This is a genomic window from Faecalibacterium sp. AF27-11BH, from assembly GCF_003603005.1.
GTDB lineage: Bacteria > Bacillota > Clostridia > Oscillospirales > Ruminococcaceae > Faecalibacterium > Faecalibacterium taiwanense.
Genome location: NZ_QVGS01000008.1, coordinates 1 through 16,188, shown reverse-complemented (window position 1 = coordinate 16,188; position 16,188 = coordinate 1). Strand labels below are relative to the sequence as shown.

General features: G+C 51.1%; 20 protein-coding genes and 1 pseudogene. All 21 read right to left on the bottom strand.

Features of this window, described 5'->3' with window-relative positions:
- Positions 1-250 precede the first annotated feature (250 nt).
- The 21 genes and pseudogenes from DWY76_RS08855 to DWY76_RS08765 all read right to left on the bottom strand — a co-directional run bounded on the left by DWY76_RS08855 (position 251) and on the right by DWY76_RS08765 (position 16,144).
- Positions 251-1,468 carry a carboxynorspermidine decarboxylase gene (locus DWY76_RS08855; RefSeq protein ID WP_120081008.1) on the bottom strand — a complete coding sequence of 406 codons (1,218 nt, stop codon included), beginning with the start codon at positions 1,466-1,468 and terminating at the stop codon, positions 251-253.
- Positions 1,468-2,727 (bottom strand): saccharopine dehydrogenase family protein, encoded by a 1,260-nt coding sequence (locus DWY76_RS08850; protein WP_005943308.1) that lies wholly within the window; start codon positions 2,725-2,727, stop codon positions 1,468-1,470. Before DWY76_RS08850 ends, DWY76_RS08855 begins: the two co-directional genes overlap by 1 nt.
- Before the next feature lie 36 nt (positions 2,728-2,763).
- Positions 2,764-3,639, bottom strand: a complete 876-nt coding sequence (gene speB, locus DWY76_RS08845) for an agmatinase (RefSeq protein ID WP_005943304.1) — start codon at positions 3,637-3,639, stop codon at positions 2,764-2,766.
- The gene (gene speE, locus DWY76_RS08840; RefSeq protein ID WP_044953854.1) at positions 3,639-4,496 is read right to left on the bottom strand and encodes a polyamine aminopropyltransferase; all 858 of its coding nucleotides are present in this window, start codon (positions 4,494-4,496) and stop codon (positions 3,639-3,641) included. Before speE ends, speB begins: the two co-directional genes overlap by 1 nt.
- A 13-nt stretch (positions 4,497-4,509) precedes the next feature.
- The gene (locus tag DWY76_RS08835) at positions 4,510-5,976 is read right to left on the bottom strand and encodes an aminotransferase class I/II-fold pyridoxal phosphate-dependent enzyme (protein ID WP_097775018.1); all 1,467 of its coding nucleotides are present in this window, start codon (positions 5,974-5,976) and stop codon (positions 4,510-4,512) included.
- 553 nt (positions 5,977-6,529) lie between these two features.
- Entirely contained in the window at positions 6,530-6,871 is a 342-nt protein-coding gene (locus DWY76_RS13845; RefSeq protein WP_133300806.1) for a hypothetical protein, read from the bottom strand.
- Entirely contained in the window at positions 6,868-8,427 is a 1,560-nt protein-coding gene (locus tag DWY76_RS08830) for an IS66 family transposase (RefSeq protein ID WP_242985192.1), read from the bottom strand. The genes DWY76_RS13845 and DWY76_RS08830 overlap by 4 nt, the downstream gene beginning before the upstream one ends.
- Positions 8,428-8,535: 108 nt before the next feature.
- Positions 8,536-8,892: an IS66 family insertion sequence element accessory protein TnpB gene (tnpB, locus tag DWY76_RS08825; RefSeq protein WP_117472324.1), complete on the bottom strand. Its 357-nt coding sequence runs from the start codon at positions 8,890-8,892 to the stop codon at positions 8,536-8,538.
- Positions 8,886-9,230 carry a hypothetical protein gene (locus DWY76_RS08820; RefSeq protein WP_117472322.1) on the bottom strand — a complete coding sequence of 115 codons (345 nt, stop codon included), beginning with the start codon at positions 9,228-9,230 and terminating at the stop codon, positions 8,886-8,888. Before DWY76_RS08820 ends, tnpB begins: the two co-directional genes overlap by 7 nt.
- A 54-nt stretch (positions 9,231-9,284) precedes the next feature.
- The gene (locus DWY76_RS08815; protein WP_120081006.1) at positions 9,285-10,853 is read right to left on the bottom strand and encodes a recombinase family protein; all 1,569 of its coding nucleotides are present in this window, start codon (positions 10,851-10,853) and stop codon (positions 9,285-9,287) included.
- Between the two features lie 13 nt (positions 10,854-10,866).
- On the bottom strand, positions 10,867-11,187 hold the full coding sequence (locus tag DWY76_RS08810; RefSeq protein ID WP_120081004.1) for a type II toxin-antitoxin system RelE/ParE family toxin: 321 nt from the start codon (positions 11,185-11,187) through the stop codon (positions 10,867-10,869).
- Positions 11,184-11,489: a type II toxin-antitoxin system RelB/DinJ family antitoxin gene (locus DWY76_RS08805; protein WP_035393314.1), complete on the bottom strand. Its 306-nt coding sequence runs from the start codon at positions 11,487-11,489 to the stop codon at positions 11,184-11,186. Before DWY76_RS08805 ends, DWY76_RS08810 begins: the two co-directional genes overlap by 4 nt.
- 237 nt (positions 11,490-11,726) lie before the next feature.
- Positions 11,727-11,936, bottom strand: a complete 210-nt coding sequence (locus DWY76_RS08800; protein WP_097775234.1) for a hypothetical protein — start codon at positions 11,934-11,936, stop codon at positions 11,727-11,729.
- Between the two features lie 48 nt (positions 11,937-11,984).
- Positions 11,985-12,269 (bottom strand): hypothetical protein, encoded by a 285-nt coding sequence (locus tag DWY76_RS13840; RefSeq protein WP_165852601.1) that lies wholly within the window; start codon positions 12,267-12,269, stop codon positions 11,985-11,987.
- A 144-nt stretch (positions 12,270-12,413) separates the two neighbouring features.
- Positions 12,414-12,953 carry a hypothetical protein gene (locus DWY76_RS08795; protein WP_097775233.1) on the bottom strand — a complete coding sequence of 180 codons (540 nt, stop codon included), beginning with the start codon at positions 12,951-12,953 and terminating at the stop codon, positions 12,414-12,416.
- 9 nt (positions 12,954-12,962) lie between these two features.
- Positions 12,963-13,349, bottom strand: a complete 387-nt coding sequence (locus DWY76_RS08790; RefSeq protein ID WP_223382614.1) for a hypothetical protein — start codon at positions 13,347-13,349, stop codon at positions 12,963-12,965.
- Positions 13,350-13,581: 232 nt separating this feature from the next.
- Positions 13,582-13,788, bottom strand: a complete 207-nt coding sequence (locus DWY76_RS08785) for a hypothetical protein (protein WP_005946665.1) — start codon at positions 13,786-13,788, stop codon at positions 13,582-13,584.
- A gap of 189 nt (positions 13,789-13,977) precedes the next feature.
- A pseudogene (locus DWY76_RS14380) lies at positions 13,978-14,112 on the bottom strand (DUF4367 domain-containing protein); the annotation flags it as partial.
- A 164-nt stretch (positions 14,113-14,276) separates the two neighbouring features.
- Positions 14,277-14,717: a hypothetical protein gene (locus DWY76_RS08775; RefSeq protein ID WP_005929376.1), complete on the bottom strand. Its 441-nt coding sequence runs from the start codon at positions 14,715-14,717 to the stop codon at positions 14,277-14,279.
- A 438-nt stretch (positions 14,718-15,155) separates the two neighbouring features.
- Positions 15,156-15,566 (bottom strand): hypothetical protein, encoded by a 411-nt coding sequence (locus DWY76_RS08770; protein WP_015564578.1) that lies wholly within the window; start codon positions 15,564-15,566, stop codon positions 15,156-15,158.
- Positions 15,567-15,754: 188 nt separating this feature from the next.
- Positions 15,755-16,144, bottom strand: coding sequence for a hypothetical protein (locus DWY76_RS08765; RefSeq protein ID WP_120081002.1), 390 nt, complete (start codon positions 16,142-16,144; stop codon positions 15,755-15,757).
- Positions 16,145-16,188: the final 44 nt, after the last annotated feature.

Here is a 16,188-nt window from a genome sequence, read left to right as displayed (position 1 = left end):
ATTTCTTAACACTTTCCCAGATAAAACAAGAAAAACCCGCAACGGCGCAGTGATCCTCAGATCCTGCATCGTTGCGGGTTTCTTAGCATTGTTTTAGCACATGAAAAGGAACTTGTCTAGGCTGAATTTGAATTTTTTAAAATTTTCGTCAGATGATAAAAAGAAACTGTACTTGAACAGCGTGCATTTTGGGCGGTTTTGATACAGACTGTCTTTTGATTGAATACAGATTTGCCGTAAGGGTCATACTTTAATCCGCTGCACGTCCCAGCCGCATCTTGAAATCGCTGTAGCCGAACTTCACCAGCTCCCGGCAGGTGCCGTTTTCGTCCATTGCCCAGATGGGCGGCAGCGGCATCCCGTTGAAGGTATTGTTCTTGCAGGTGGTGTAGATGGCCATATCGCCGAAAATGAGCCTTTTCCCCTCGGTGAGCGGGGAGGCAAAGCTGTAGTCGCCCACCACATCCCCGGCAAGGCAGGTGGGGCCGCCAAGGCGGATGAGGTACGGCTTTTCGCCGGGGTCCCCGGCATCCAGCAGCGGCGGGCGGTAGGGCATCTCGATCACATCCGGGGTGTGGCAGGCCGCAGACATGTCCAGAATGGCAAGGCTCGTCTCGCCATTTTGCAAAGTGTCCAGCACAGTGGTAACAAGATACCCGGCGTTCAGCGCCCATGCTTCGCCCGGCTCCAGATACACCTGCACGCCGTACTTTTTCTGTGTTTCGGTAATGCACTGTTCCAGCGTGGCAAGGCGGTAGCCGGGGCGGGTGATATGGTGCCCGCCGCCAAAGTTGAGCCACTTCATCCGGGGCAGAAGATCCCCGAACTTTGCTTCCACCGCCGCCAGCGTCAGGGCCAGTGCATCGGCATCCTGCTCGCACAGGGTGTGGAAGTGCAGTCCGTCCAGTAATTCGGGCAGGGCCGGGTCTGCCTGCACGGCGGCATCCCACTGGGCGCGGGTGGTGCCAAGGCGGCTGCCCGGGGCGCAGGGGTCGTAAATTGCATGGCCTTCCTGCGTGGAGCACTCCGGGTTCAGCCGCAGGCCCACGCTCTTGCCCGCCGCCTTTGCTGCCGGGCCGAACTTTGCCAGCTGGCTGGGCGAATTGAACACGATGTGGTCGGCGTACTGCAGCAGCTCCGCGAACTCGTCTGCCCGGTAGGCCGCGCAGAACACATGGTTCTCTTTTTCCGGCAGCTCTTCTTTGCCAAGGCGGCTCTCGTACAGGCCGCTGGCCTCGGTGCCCGCCAGATAAGGAGCCAGCACCGGGTAAACATTAAAGTTGGAAAAAGCCTTCTGCGCCAGCAGAATTTTGCAGCCGGTGCGCTGCTGCACCCCCAGCAGAAGTTCGCCGTTGCGGCGCAGCTGCCCTTCGTCCAGCAGGTAGCAGGGGGTGGGCAGAGAGGCAAGCGCTTCCCAAGAAAGGTTTGCAAGGCCCGCAAAGGGCGGGCGGGTATCGGCCAGCCGCATCAGTCCACCAGCGCCGGGCTGTGGCTCTCGGAACGGGGCAGGCCGTACTTGTCCAGAGCGTCCAGATACGGGTCCGGATCAAACTCTTCCACAGTGTGCACGCCCTTGGTGGTCCACTTGCCGGTGAGCAGCATCAGTGCGCCGCACATGGCCGGTACGCCGGTGGTGTAGCTGATGGCCTGAGAGCCGACCTCCTTGTAGCACTCCTGATGGTCGCACACATTATAAATATAGTAGGTCTTTTCCTTGCCGTCTTTCTTGCCGGTGAAGATGCAGCCGATGTTGGTCTTGCCCTTGGTGCGGGGGCCAAGGCTGGCGGGGTCCGGCAGCAGAGCCTTGAGGAACTGGATGGGCACGATCTCCTGCCCGTTGAAGTTGACCGGGGTGGTGGACAGCATGCCCACATCCTCCAGACAGCGCATGTGGTCGAGATAGCTCTGGCCAAAGGTCATGAAGAAGCGGATGCGCTTTGCCTCCGGGATGTTCTTGGCAAGAGACTCGATCTCCTCGTGGTGCAGCAGGTACATATCCTTGTCGCCCACCTGATCGAAGTTGTACTCCCGCTTGATGCTCATAGCCGGGATCTCCACCCAGTGGCCGTTCTCCCAGTAGCTGCCGGGGGCAGACACCTCGCGCAGGTTGATCTCCGGGTTAAAGTTGGTGGCAAAGGCATAGCCGTGGTCGCCGCCGTTGCAGTCCAGAATATCAATGGTGTCAATGGTGTCGAACTCGTGCTTTTTGGCGTAGGCGCAGTAAGCCTGGGTCACGCCCGGGTCGAAGCCGCTGCCCAGCAGGGCGGTCAGGCCGGCTTCCTCAAACTTCTTTGCGTAGGCCCACTGCCAGCTGTAATCAAAGTAGGCGGAGAAGCCTGCTTCCTTGCAGCGCTTCTCGTAGATGGCACGCCACTCCGGGTCGTCGGTGTTCTCCGGCTCGTAGTTGGCGGTGTCCATATAGTTTACGCCGCAGGCAAGGCAGGCATCCATGATGGTCAGGTCCTGATAGGGCAGGGCAATGTTCATCACGAGGTCGGGCTGATAAGCCTTGATGAGGGCGATCACTTCATCCACCTTGTCGGCATCCACCTGTGCGGTGGTGATCTTGGTAGCGGTTTTGGGGGCCAGCTCTGCAGCCAGCTTGTCGCACTTGGACTTGGTACGGCTGGCGATGCAGATCTCGGTGAACACCTCGGGTACCTGACAGCACTTGTGGATGGCAACGGAGGCCACGCCGCCGCAGCCGATGATCAGAACTTTGCTCATGATTTTTCTCCTTTATGTCAATGTGTGCAAATTCGGTCAGACCTGAAAGCCGGGCCAGCCCTTGTCCAGCGCGATCAGCGTTTCGCGCAGCACCTTGCAGGCGGTGGCGGTGGAAACGCCGGTGGTATCCAGCGTGGGAGCCAGCTCGTTGAGGTCTGCGGCTACGATGTTGGCTTTCGTCACGGTGCGGATGGCATCCAGCAGCTGCAAAAAGCTCACGCCGCCGGCTTCGGGCGTGCCGGTGCCGGGGAAGCAGGAGGGGTCCAGACAGTCGAGGTCGATGGTCAGGTAGACGGGCACCTTGCTCTCGCACAGCTGTTCCGTCAGCTCGGCAAGGCCGGTAAAATCGAATTTGTGCATCTCGGTGTGCTGGGCTGCAAACTCGAACTCGGCGCGGTCGCCGCTGCGGATGCAGAACTGATGGATGCGGCCGTCGCCCACCAGCTCATGGCAGCGGCGCAGCACGCAGGCGTGGCTCAGCTTTGCACCAAGGTAGTCGTCCCGCAGGTCGGCGTGGGCATCAAAGTGCACGATGTGCAGATCCGGATATTTCTTCACAGCAGCCCGCACGGCACCCAGCGTCACCAGATGTTCACCGCCCAGCAGCAACGGGAACTTGCCGTCCTGCAGGATCTCCTCTGCGCGGGCTTCGATGTCCGCAAGGGCGCTCTCGCTGGAGCCGAAGCACAGCTCCAGATCGCCGCTGTCGAAGATGTCAAAATCGGTCAGGTCGGCATTCTGGTAGGGGCTGTAGGTCTCCAGACCATAGCTTTCGTGTCGGATGGCCGCCGGGCCGAACCGTGCGCCCGGGCGGTAGCTGGTGGTGGAATCGTAGGGCGCACCGTACAGCACGATGCTGGCGGCGCGGTAGCTGCTGTCACAGCCGATGAAGTTTTCAATGTTGGGTTGCATCAGTGTTCCTCCACTTCCCGCAGCATTTCCTCAAGGAATGCCGGCAGGTAAAATGCGCCGACATGCAGCCGGGCGGTGTAATAGCGGGTGCGCATGTTCAGCGCCTTCCATGCGTCTGCATCCAGATCATCGATGGGATGATACTTTTTGCTGGCAAAGCCGAACAGCCAGTACCCAGCCGCAAAGGTGGGAATGTGTGCCTGATACACTCGGCTGATGGGGAAGGTGGACGCAATGCGCTTGTGGCTGCGCTGCATGGCGCTGGCATCCTCGGCATAGAAGGGGCTGCCCTGCTGGTTCACCATGATGCCGTCCGCTTTCAGGGCATTGAAGCAGCTGCCGTAGAACTCGCGGGTGAACAGACCCTCGGATGGGCCGAAGGGATCGGAGGAGTCCACGATGATGAGGTCGTACTCCTCCTCGCAGCGGCGGATATACTTGAGGGCGTTCTCAAAATAGATGTGCACCCGGCGGTCATCCATACGGCAGGCGTTGCTGGGAAGGAAGGCGCGGCAGGCTTCCACCACCTGCGGGTCCATCTCCACAAGGTCGATGCGCTCCACCCGGTCGTAGCGGGTCAGCTCCCGCACCACGCCGCCGTCACCGGCACCGATGACAAGAATGTCTTTTGCCTGCTTGTGCACCGCCATGGGCACATGCACGATCATCTCGTCATAGATGAATTCGTCGCGCTCGGTCAGCATCACATTGCCGTCCAATGTGAGCACCCGGCCAAACTCCGGCGTTTCAAAAATATCGATGCGCTGGTAATCGCTCTGCTTGGAGTAGAGCTGTTTGTTCACCCGGATGCTGTGCTTCACGTCCGGGGTGTGAAACTCGGAAAACCAAAATTCCATCTGCATTCCCTCCTTATGCCAGAACGTTCAGCCGCTCGATGTCCGGGTCCTCGGGGCCGGTCATGCTGCAGCCCTTGGCCTTGGCGTACTCGATGTAGTTCAAAATTTCCTTGGTGATGCGCTCGCCCGGGGCCAGAATGGGAATGCCCGGCGGGTAGCACATGACGAACTCGCTGCACACCATGCCCTCGGTCTCCCGGAGGGGCAGGCTCTTTTTGGGGGCATAGAAAGCCTCCTGCGGGCTGGCAGCCACAACGGGGTCGATGTATTCCTGACTCAGCAGGCCGGAGCCATCGGTCTGGTAGCGGCGCTTGATCTCGGCCAGCGCGCTGACCAGACGCTCCACCTCCTGCGGGCGGTCGCCGATGGAAAGGTAGGCCAGAATGTTGCCAATGTCGCCGAACTCGATCTGGATGTCGTACTCATCGCGCAGGATGTCGTACACCTCAATGCCTGCAAGGCCGATATCCAGCGTGTGGACGCTGAGCTTGGTAGTATCAAAGTCAAAAACGGAGTCGCCGTTGCACAGCTCCTTGCCAAAGGCGTAGTAGCCGCCCACGGCGTTGATCTCCTCGCGGGCATACTCGGCCATGTCGGCCACTTGGTGGAATACCTGCCGCCCGCGCTGCGCAAGGTTGCGGCGGGAGATATCCAGACTGGACATGAGCAGGTAGCTGCCGGAGGTGGTCTGGGTCAGGTTGATGATCTGCCGCACATAGCCCGGGTGCACATTGGGGCCGATGAGCAGCAGGCTGGACTGCGTTAAACTGCCGCCGCTCTTGTGCATGGAGACGGATGCCATATCAGCCCCTGCCGCCATGGCAGACACCGGCAGGCCGCCGCCAAAGTAGAAGTGGGTGCCGTGGGCTTCGTCCGCAAGGCAGAGCATCCCGGCATCGTGGGCCATTTTTACGATGGCGCGCAGGTCAGAGCAGATGCCGTAGTAGGTGGGGTTATTCACCAACACAGCCACAGCATTCGGATGCTCTTTAATGGCCTTTTCCACCTGTTCCCGCTTCATGCCCAGCGAGATGCCAAGGCGCTTGTCCACCTCGGGGTTCACATACACCGGCACCGCGCCGCACAGTACCAGTGCGTTCAGCACACTGCGGTGCACATTGCGGGGCAGAATGATCTCATCGCCGCGCTTGCAGGCGGTAAGCACCATGCTCTGCACACTGCTGGTGGTGCCGCCCACCATGAGGAACGCGTGGGCAGCGCCAAAGGCATCTGCGGCCAGCTCCTCTGCTTCCCGGATGACCGATACCGGGTGGCAGAGATTATCCAGCGGCTTCATGCTGTTCACATCCACGCCCACGCACTGCTGGCCCAGAAAGGCGGTCAGCTCCGGGTTGCCGCGGCCTCGCTTGTGGCCGGGCACATCAAAGGGCACCACCCGCATTTTGCGGAACTGTTCCAGCGCTTCATAGATGGGCGCACGGTTCTGGTTCAGCCGGAACCGTGTTCGGTTCTCACTCATGTTTTTCCTCCGTCCCTGATCCCGATGCAAACAAAAAAAGCGCAAGTACCGCACAAAAAGTGCAGACTTGCGCTTTGAAAAGCATTTGAGTACGCCGCCAAAGCCCCCCGGAAGAAACGCCAGAGTACAAAGGCCGCTTCGCATGATTCAAAAAGACGGGATTATGAGAGTCTATATAGCAATTCTGCTTTTACTGCTCTTTATTGACCGTTTCACAAGTCTGCACACTGACTGCGCAATTTCATGGTTGTAAAGGAACCAACTTATAAAATTTGAGCTGCTACACTCAATCAATAATGGCGGCTGTGCCGCCGGTCGGCAGTGGACCCGGCTGTCCGTATGGCCTTAGCCCCGCTGGGCGGTCCATGGTAAATTGCTTTGAAAAGACTCTGCCATGCTTTGTCTCTCAAAATCAAATGTGATTTTATCATGCACAGAAAGCGTTGTCAATGATTTTTTTGAAGAAAAATTTAAAAAATCAATGCACAGAGTACCAACCTGAATACTGTTGCAAAATATTATGATGCACGGTACACGATGGTTACTACGGTTCTTATTGTTCTGCTGATCCTTGCACTGCTGGAGATCGTCCTGCTGAACGGTGCCGCAGCTGTTCGGATCCATCCTCGAGAGTGAGACTTAAGATGCCGGGCAAAACAAAAGAACCAGCGTAATTTCTACGCTGGTTCTTTTGGTGGGCGCGGGTGGATGTCGCGAGCCGCGCTGCTAAAAACAGCCCACCGGGCTGTTTTTGCGCCATCTTCAGCGATGTCGCCGCAGCTGTTCGAATCCACCCGCCCGATGATTTTAGCCTTGTCGCAGTAACCGTCAAATCTCCCGGCGCATAAAAAAGCATCTCTGGCTTAGCAACCGCAGCTGGGCCAGAGATGTTCATTCTTTTGGTATTCTGCATTCCTGGGGTGCACTGGCAGGCAAGAGTTGTTCGGCCCAAGCCTCGTCCATCTGGCTCATAGCGGGAGCATTCCGCAGAACCCAGAGCAAGTAACGGTACGGATCTAATCCGTTTTCTTTCGCTGTCTCAATCAGGCTGTAGATCACACTGCTGGACTGTGCGCCGCCCGGTGTATTGGCAAACAGCCAATTCTTGCGGCCCATAACAAAAGGCTTTATGCTGCGTTCAGCACGGTTGTTGCTCAGTTCCAGCCGCCCATCCTCCAGATAACGGATCAGGTATGGCCACTGCTCCAGCAGATAGTGCAGCGCCCTACCCAGAGCGGACTTTGGTGCCGCCTTGCCGCTGGCCGCATTTGCCCACGCCAATAGAGCGTCCAGAACCGGTTTTTCCTGTTCCAGCCGCTTAGCATGTCGTTCTTCTGGTGTCAGTTCTGCGAAAGACTTTTCCAACTGGAACAGCCTTGAGCAGTAGCACTCGCCGGCCGCTGCCAGAGAATCTTTTCGCTTTTCCTGCAGTAGCGTCTGCAGCGCCTCATCAAATTTTCGCCGCGCGTGGGCCCAGCAGCCAACCACCCGGATATTCTCCGGCAGCCTGTGGTAACCATGGTATCCATCCGCATGGAGCCAGCCGGAGAAGCCCTTTAAGAACTCCTCCGCGTGCTCTGCCTTCCGGTTCGGCTGGTATTCATACAGGACAATCGGATGCTCCGTACAGCCGCTGGTCCTGTACAGCCACATGTAGGACTTGCTGGTCGCCGCCTTCCCGGGTTCTTTCAGTACCTGCAGCGTCGTCTCATCGCCATGGAGAACTTTCTCCCTGCAGAGCTGCCGGTGCAGCACCTCGTAGATGGGCTGCAGCCAGGTATCAGAGACATTCAGCAGCCAGTTGGACATGGTCTGCCGGGAGAGCTTCAATCCCTGGCGGTGAAACTCCTGCTCCAGCCGGTACAGCGGGGAATACATCACAAACTTCTGTACCGCAATATGCGCTACCGCCTCCGCGGAAGCATAGCTGCCGGGCAGCAGCGCAGGCTCCTTCGGTGTTTTCAGGATGTTGGCCTCGCCGCTGTCCTGCTCGCACTTCCTGCAGGCGTAGGTATAGTAGACATCCTCTCGAATCCAGAACCGGGCAGGCTCCATTTGCAGGCTCCGGCGGACCTCTTTGCCGATCTCCTCCATTTTGCTGCCGCAGGCGGAGCAGATCAGCTCTTCTTCGCTCAGACGGTGCTCCACCACTTCAGTGGGTGTGCCCTCCGGAACGATCTCGGTCACGCTGCCGGACTGCTTCTTGCGCGCATGGGCTTTCACGGCAACCTGCTCCGGCGTAGCGGATTTGGTGCCATAGGCGTAGGCTTCAAGCTCATTGAAGCTTAGCGAAAGCTGATCCATCAGGCCCTCCTGCAACTTCTCGGAGGAGGAGCCGAATTGCCGCTTTTTCGCAAGACCCAACTGCTCCAGAAGCCATTGGTTCTGGAGCTTGAGTTCAGTGAGCTGAGTTTGCTGAGATTCATATTCCGCGCGTGAAATGGTCACCATTTCAGCGTTACTTGTGGCAATTCTCTTCTCGTTTTCCATGTGAAAATTATACCACAAAAAGTGTCAAAAAGCCAGTGTTTTCGATGCTTTTCGGAAATTTAATCTGCCTTATATTATGCTCAGCCCAGATACTGGGCGGTGGGCTTTTGGCTGCTCGATCTGTAAGCCTTCCATCAGCCAGCGGTACTGCTGCGGCGTTAGTGACCGTACTTCAGATTCACTTCTCGGCCACTGGTATGCACCCTGTTCCAGCCGCTTGTAGAGCAGAATAAACCCGTCCTTTTCCCAGTATAGTCCCTTGATCCGGTCTCTGCGCCGCCCACAGAACAGGAACAGCGTGTTGGTGAACGGATCCAATTCAAACTGCTGCTGCACCATCCGGGCCAAACCGTCTATGCCTTTACGCAGATCGGTATAGCCACAGGCGATATAGACCCGATCCGCTCCGGAAAAATCGTTCAGCATGGCCGCAGCGCCTCGACCAGGGCTTTCAGCAGGTCCGGACTCAGCTCTTGATAGAAGTCAATGCTGCTATTGCCGATCCGCAGCGTGGCGGAACATTCTGAAACGTTCCGATCCTGCTGTTTCGGTGCTGGTAACTCTGCAAACGCAGGTGCCCCGGGGAATTCCGGTGCCGCATCTGCGATGGACAGCACTTCCCGTTCCCAACGATAGTATGTAGATGGTGTGATTCCTCTTTGCTTGCACCACTGCCGTACCGGAAGACCGCTGCTTCTGCAATTCTGAATCGCTGCCACCCATTTCTGTTGTCGTGCCTGGTGCTTTAGCTCTGTTGATGTCATGGTGTCCTCCCTGATGTTAATAGTAGTGGAACGTCGCGAAACGTTCCACTACTATTATCCCATGGGTGTCCATCCGCCGGGAGATTTGACGGTTACTTGTCGCAAAACAAAAACCTCAGCGTACTTGCATACGTTGAGGTTTTTTGGTGGAGCGAAGCAACCCAAATCCGAACCATTGCCCTCTGGGGCATCTTTGGCGGCGATCTCATCGAAAGTGACGGTTTTTGTGCCGTCTTTGTAGTTGAATGTAATCAAAACTTTTTCATCATAGAGATAAACAGCATTCACGAATGTATTGATAAGCGTTTCCCGGTGGCTTTTCACGTTCGGGTCGAGCTTGCGGAACCGGGTCAGCCAGAACCGAACCTGATTTTCGCTTAACCGTGGCCGAGCGATTTTTTCTTCGGCAATCCGAATCTCAAGTTCTTTCTGCTGGGCTTCCAGCTTTTCCAAACGCGATTTGGTGGAGTTGGTCAGCACACCCGCCTGGATAGCGTTCAGCATATTCTCAATGCCGTTCTCCACCTCGCGCATCTGCTTTTCCAGCAAAGGAAGCGTGGTGTTTTCCTGATCCTGCAACTCCATGACTTCTGCAACGATGGCATCAATCACGGCATCGTCCTGAATCAGCTTCATGGTTTCAGCTATGACCAAATCTTCCAGCCACTCTTTACGGACGGTCTTTTTCTTGCAGGTCTTGAAACGCTTCGCGGTGGCGCACTTATAATAATGATGAACGATCTTGTTTCTACCCGTACCGCACTCGCCGAACATCATGGCACCGCACATTCCGCAGAACAGCTTGGTGGTGAGCAAGTAATCGTCCTCGGCCTTGTGACGGGCAGGAGCACGGCTGTTCTTTTTGATTTTCAGCTGCACTTCTTCAAACAAGTCCTTGTCCACGATGGCCGGGATGCTGTCCGGCATTACGATATCCTTGAAGTGGTTTTCACCAATGTACCGTTTGTTCGTCAGCAGCGTCTGAACACTGTTGTAGGTGAACTTCTGGTTGCGGTTGGTGGTCACGCCACTGTCGTTCAGCCAGTTCATCAGTTCCTTCATAGTTGCGCCATCGTTGTACCGCTGAAAGGCTTCTACCACAAAGGGAGCTTTCAGCGGGTCGACTTGAAAGAACTTCTCTTCGTCCACCTTGAAGCCAATGGGAATCGTGCCGCCGTTGTACTTGCCTTTCAGCACATTCTCAGTCATGCCGCGCACAACTTTTTCAGAAAGTTCTGCCGAGTAATATTCAGCCATGCCGGTGAGCATACTCTTGACCATGATACCCGCAGGGCTGTCAGAGATAGGCTCCGTGGCAGATACCAGCTTGACATGATTCCGCTCCAACTGGTACTCATAGTGGGCCGAATCATAGCGGTTTCGGGCAAAGCGGTCAAGTTTCCAGACCAGCACAATGTCAAACAGCCGCTTTTCGCTGTCCTTGATCATCTGCTGGAAATCCGGGCGGTTGTCGGTTTTGGCGGAAAGGGCGCGGTCAATGTAGTGCTTAACTACCGTGATGCCGTTCTTTTCGGCATAAGCCGTACATTCACGAATCTGGCCTTCGATGGATTCCTCGCGCTGGTTGTCGCTGGAATAGCGGGCGTAGATTACGGCGGTCATGCAAACACCCCTTTCACTTCATTCTCCGCAGGCGGCGCACAAGGTCGGATGCACTGTACAGAACACGGGCCACCGACACGGCATCCCCGCCCACGATGTAGAACACCGAGTAGTTATCCATCAGCATCTGCCGCAGCCCTTGGGTGCGCTCCGGCTCACTTTCCACCAGCGCACAGCGTTCCGGCAGGATGTTCAGCGACTGGATGGCTTCTGCAATGCGGTTGTACTGCCCCATAGCCGTATCAGGTTCAAGCAGACGGTCAGCAATGTAGCTGTAAATCTGCTCCATATCGCTGAGTGCCATCCGGGAAATTTTCACATCATACTGTTTCATCTGTGCTGTTCCCTGAACTGTGCGAATGCGCTTGCAGCATCCACGGTATCACCGTTCTGAATCTCTTTGATGCCCACCTGCAAGGCTGCATGAAGCTGGTCATCGGTCATGGTGTCAGCGTTCAGAGCCGCAGGAGCCTTCGGCAGGGACAGCGAGAAGGGGATGCCGCCAGTCAGGGTGATCTGGCGCAGGTACATATCAATGGCTGTTGCCATCGGGATGCCGAGCTGCTTCAACACATCCTCGGCTTGCTGCTTAACGGTGGGGTTGACACGAAGATTGAGTGTCATCGTTTTTTCCATGGTTATCACCTCGGATTTATTGTAACGTATTTTGCGTTGCAAGTCAATTCGAGGTGAACGCGCAAATGAAATTCTCCATATCGCACAATATATTCATCGTTAAATTGTTCAAAGCGCGGGATATTCACCCTCTATAATAAATTCTTGGAGTGTGCCTAGCTTTTGCTGAGTAGTAAGTTTGAATATTATCTCTCTTGGCTGCGACCATGGCAGACTGGAAGTTTAACCTTCAATAAACTATTTACTGTACAATTCTTTTAGAATACACCAAAGATTCATTATCACACCAACGCCACCAACAAGTGCAATGAGAATCCCTGCAACTACTGTAAGGCGAACATTTTGATTAAAGGCATACCATAAAAAATTAGTGTCCGCACAAAGTATAAGCAAAATTCCAACAATAAATATGCTTACCGATACGATTGCTGTAAGAATTTTTTTCATGTTACACTCTCCTTTGTGTATCACTGTTATTCTCCGAGAAAGTTCGACTCACATCCCTATGATAGTGAACACATCATTCGTTTCAAAACACTTTGCTGCCCAAGGAACTGCTTCTGCAATAATCTCTTTGCAAGTACATCCATCCGATTGACTTTTTGTTAAAATATTATCCCATTGTACTTTTGTAACGATTGTTATTCCATAAAAGTCAAACTCTGGAATCACTTCAAGAATCAGATCTGAAACATGGCGGCTATTCCATACTTCATCACTGATGCTAATAGATGTGTCAAGCCAGCACTTGTCATGATACTGCCCTTGTTGAAATTCCAAGTAGCAGCTGCTGTGTGAGGCTTTTCTTTGATCTTCGTCAATAAAATACTTCAAATTAGTTCACCCGTATTAGCAGATAGCTGTGGTCATCGCTATGTACTACAAGCGGAAAAGTTATATCAAATCCCATTGATCGTTAGCAATTCAACCCATCACAGTAACCATCTGGAAGTATTGATACTGATATTCGTCTTCTAATACAGCCTGCATCTCTTCCATGTATAACGGGTCTTTCAACAGTTTGAGATGAAATGCTCGCTCTCTCCAAAGTCGGACTCCAATTTCAGGGAAAAGATATTCCGTTCCCAGTTGCAAGTCCTTTTCGTTGCAAACAACGTTGTCCTTTTTCATTAAGCTATCAATAATACACTCGGCGGTTGTATTAAACATATCCAGCCCGAACAATTTTATTGATGCCACTTTAGACAACTCTCTCTGGATGCCGATTTCAGTAGCTTTTCCGTTCCGATACTGCACCAGAAAGAACGAATCATTATCCATATATCGTCCTGTTATCAAATTAGGATCACCAGTTTCAGCACAACGCTCCATTTGCATTGCTTCATCAGAAGAATTCGACCACTGTTTCTTCATTTGTAGAAGAGCATTTTCTAGCTCATCTGGTGCCATACCTAATTTTAATTGTCCAATTCCAATATGTGGTATAATAATTATCTCTTTCATAACAAAACCTTATACCAAAAAGGTAAACCACACAAATGCAGCAGTTGCACATATCATCAGAACCAGTAGTATCGTACTTGCAAGTTTCTTCTCAATGGAAACTTTCTGATTTTCGCATAGGACAATCTGCTGAAGATTGTGAAATTCGGCTTCGCTGACATTTCCATTTAATGCTTTCCATGCAGTGCAGCGATCTGTAACCAGCAAAAAATCGGACAGCATTTCCATAAAGATGACAGCGAAAAATGCCAGAGAAAAGAACCACATCCCATTCCATTGAAGTTCTGTCAACACCCTCTGAAGGCTTGAAGGCTTTAATGACACTAACGAAATAATGTAAATCAACGTGTTGCAGAATTCTCTTGCTAATGGCCCTTTTTGTTTAAGAAAATCCATTTTCAACCCTTTCCTTACAAACGGAGTGACTTAACCACCAATAGCCTGATAGTAATCCGTTTTAGAACGAATCAAAGAACCGTTTGACTTGTATTCTTTGACAGTTTGATGGTAGCAATATTTTCGAAATATGTGTTCTATTTTTTCTGCATTGGAATCACCTCATATCAAGTTTGAATTCATATTCTATGCGTCAAATTGTGACTGATTTCAATGATTTTTTTGGTGATGACTAAGATGTTTTATTTAGCTCATTTCGTCCGATGCGGTAAATCTTCTTGTCTTGTTCTCCTACTTCAACAATAAGTTCATTTTTATTGTGATGAACTATTACTGGAATATAGCTATCGGAATTTTCCACCATCAAACATGTGACTCCATTCGTCCATTCACTGTTCAATTCCTTTGATAGCATGGAAATGATTTCTTCTTTCGTCATTTTGATTAATGAATAACCTCCATTTTGTACACTCCCCCAGGAGCTTTTGCTTAGTCAACGTTGCTCACACTGCGTTTGTGACAGCTTTTTTGAAAAAAGTTCAAAATCTTGTCAGCTTTGGACGCTTCAACGAAAAAGTGTCCACACATTTGTAAATAATTACAAGCGTGTGGGCAAAAATTCAGCCAGTTAGGAAATGCTCTCTGCAATTTTTAGAATCTCTTCACGCGGTATCTTTCCAATGATCGTATGTGATATGCCATCTTTCTCCCATACTAGCACATATCTTGTACGGCCTCCGCTATTGTTTGTTCCGAGTGTGGCATCGGCTGTTCCAACTTAACCTCGTTCTAAATAAACCGTCTGGCGGTATCTAACTGATTAACATTTCAACAAAGAAGCTGTGGTTGGAGCCTCCAATATTGAGCAATCCATTTTCTTTCCACTGCATCATAGGGATAACCGGGATTCCCCAGCATCTCTTTTATTCAGGATTTTTCTACTGAAATCCGGATTCCAAATCCTCCCTCTGAGTATGCAATGCTTATCCATGTTTCATCTTTTCTTAGCAAAACGCCTGTCGAAACGCTTTCTGAAGCCGATGCCTCTTCAGCGTATCCTAAGGTTTTCAATTGGTCAATATATTTTTGTATTTCTTCTTCAGAGATATTATTATAAAAGATTGCATAATACCCAGCATTAGAACCATCCAATATATATTCTATCGTTCCACTTTCCGGCTCACAAATAAGCCTAGTGTATTCATTATCCGGCCAAACTGAAGTATAAATACATTTTACATCAGACGGATTGGTTCCTCCATGTGTAGCAAATTTTCCCTGACCTGAAAAACGAATGCAAAGAAAGACCAATATCAAAACTATAAAGGCAACCGCCATACTGCTAAAAAATTCCAATTTCTTATTCATTTGGCTTGCTCCATAATTCAAACGTACAAAGCCACGATTCTTTTCTTTCGACTCTAAAGAATCGTGGCTTTTATACCCATTATCTAATGCTTTTATTACGGAATCGTGATGTCGTAGGAAATGGAGAACTGGCCACCGTTTGCCAAAGCATTCAATTTGTTTTCAAGGAAATTATCTGCATTGGAATCACCTCCATCACGGTTTCCATTTTAGATGTTGATAATAGCAAAGCACAAATAGAAAAAATCCACAATATTGTAGCAAGACGGAGAAAAGATGTCACCAAAACGGTGTAAGCGCAAAGCAGGGATTGGTTCTTGATCTCTGTTGTGAGAGTTCACAAACGTCCGGGGTGCTGTTGCCGGAAGGATGCTTTCTTCAATTTTCTTCCAGAATTCTCTGCAAATAGCGGGCTGTTTATGCTTCTTGAGAATCCATCTAGTGAATACCGACACCCTCCATGATCTTTTCTATCCAATTTGTGGAAGAATCATTTTTCTCACTAAATGACCCCAAATAATGTGACGAACTCTCAACCTCTATTATTACACCATCCGGCATTCTGTATTTTTCTAAACTGAGATTCAAACCTTTAAGTGGGATTGTTCTAGCCAGTTGAGGGATAGAAACTGTATGGAGAATATCAATTTTTGATAAACCTCTATACGTTTCTGTCTTTTCGGCTTCACTTAGCAACCGTTCTGCATACTGATTTGAAATAACCTGTATGCGAAATTGTTCTTTTTCATCCTCGGTCATCTCAAGTGGAACGCCGTGCAATGTGTCCACAATATAGGACGAAATTTTAGCGAAGTGCTCGTCAAAATCAGTGGTATCTTCGTTGGTCATATTTCTGTTCTACCCTCATTATAAGCTTTCCGGTCTGCTTAAAGTTACAGCTTTCAGCGTAAAGCTTCCGTAGTTTTTAATGCTAAACGATAGTTATCGAACTTTTCCACAGCTTTTGCAAAATCGTCGAGAAAAAGTTCTGTATCTTTTTCATTCGTACCACTTTACCCCATTATTAGAATTGAAAATTAGTAGCCCTTTGATATAAATAAGTAAACGATGAATCCACCCCACAAAACAACTTCAGCAATTATCAAACACTTCAAGTGTTGCTGCAATTTTTCGGGGTCAATTTCGCCTTTTTTCAGAAAATCATAAATTGAATTTCGCAATTTATCTAGGTCTTCCTGCTTGATTTCCAGTTTCAAATAAAAATTTTTCCCGAAAAGGAGCTGGTGCATCCCATAATATATTGAAAGCAATATTAAAAATGAAGTAATACTTACAAGCGCTGGCTGGGTCCAGCTTATTGTCATACCTTCTACCGATGTAAGATTTCTATAAAAAACAATATCACTTAAACCAGCTACAAACAACAGAAAATTCCAAACCAAAAATGTATATAAAGTTTTCTTCATTTTCTATACCTTCTTTCACTACTGCCCACATTGCTGGAAATATC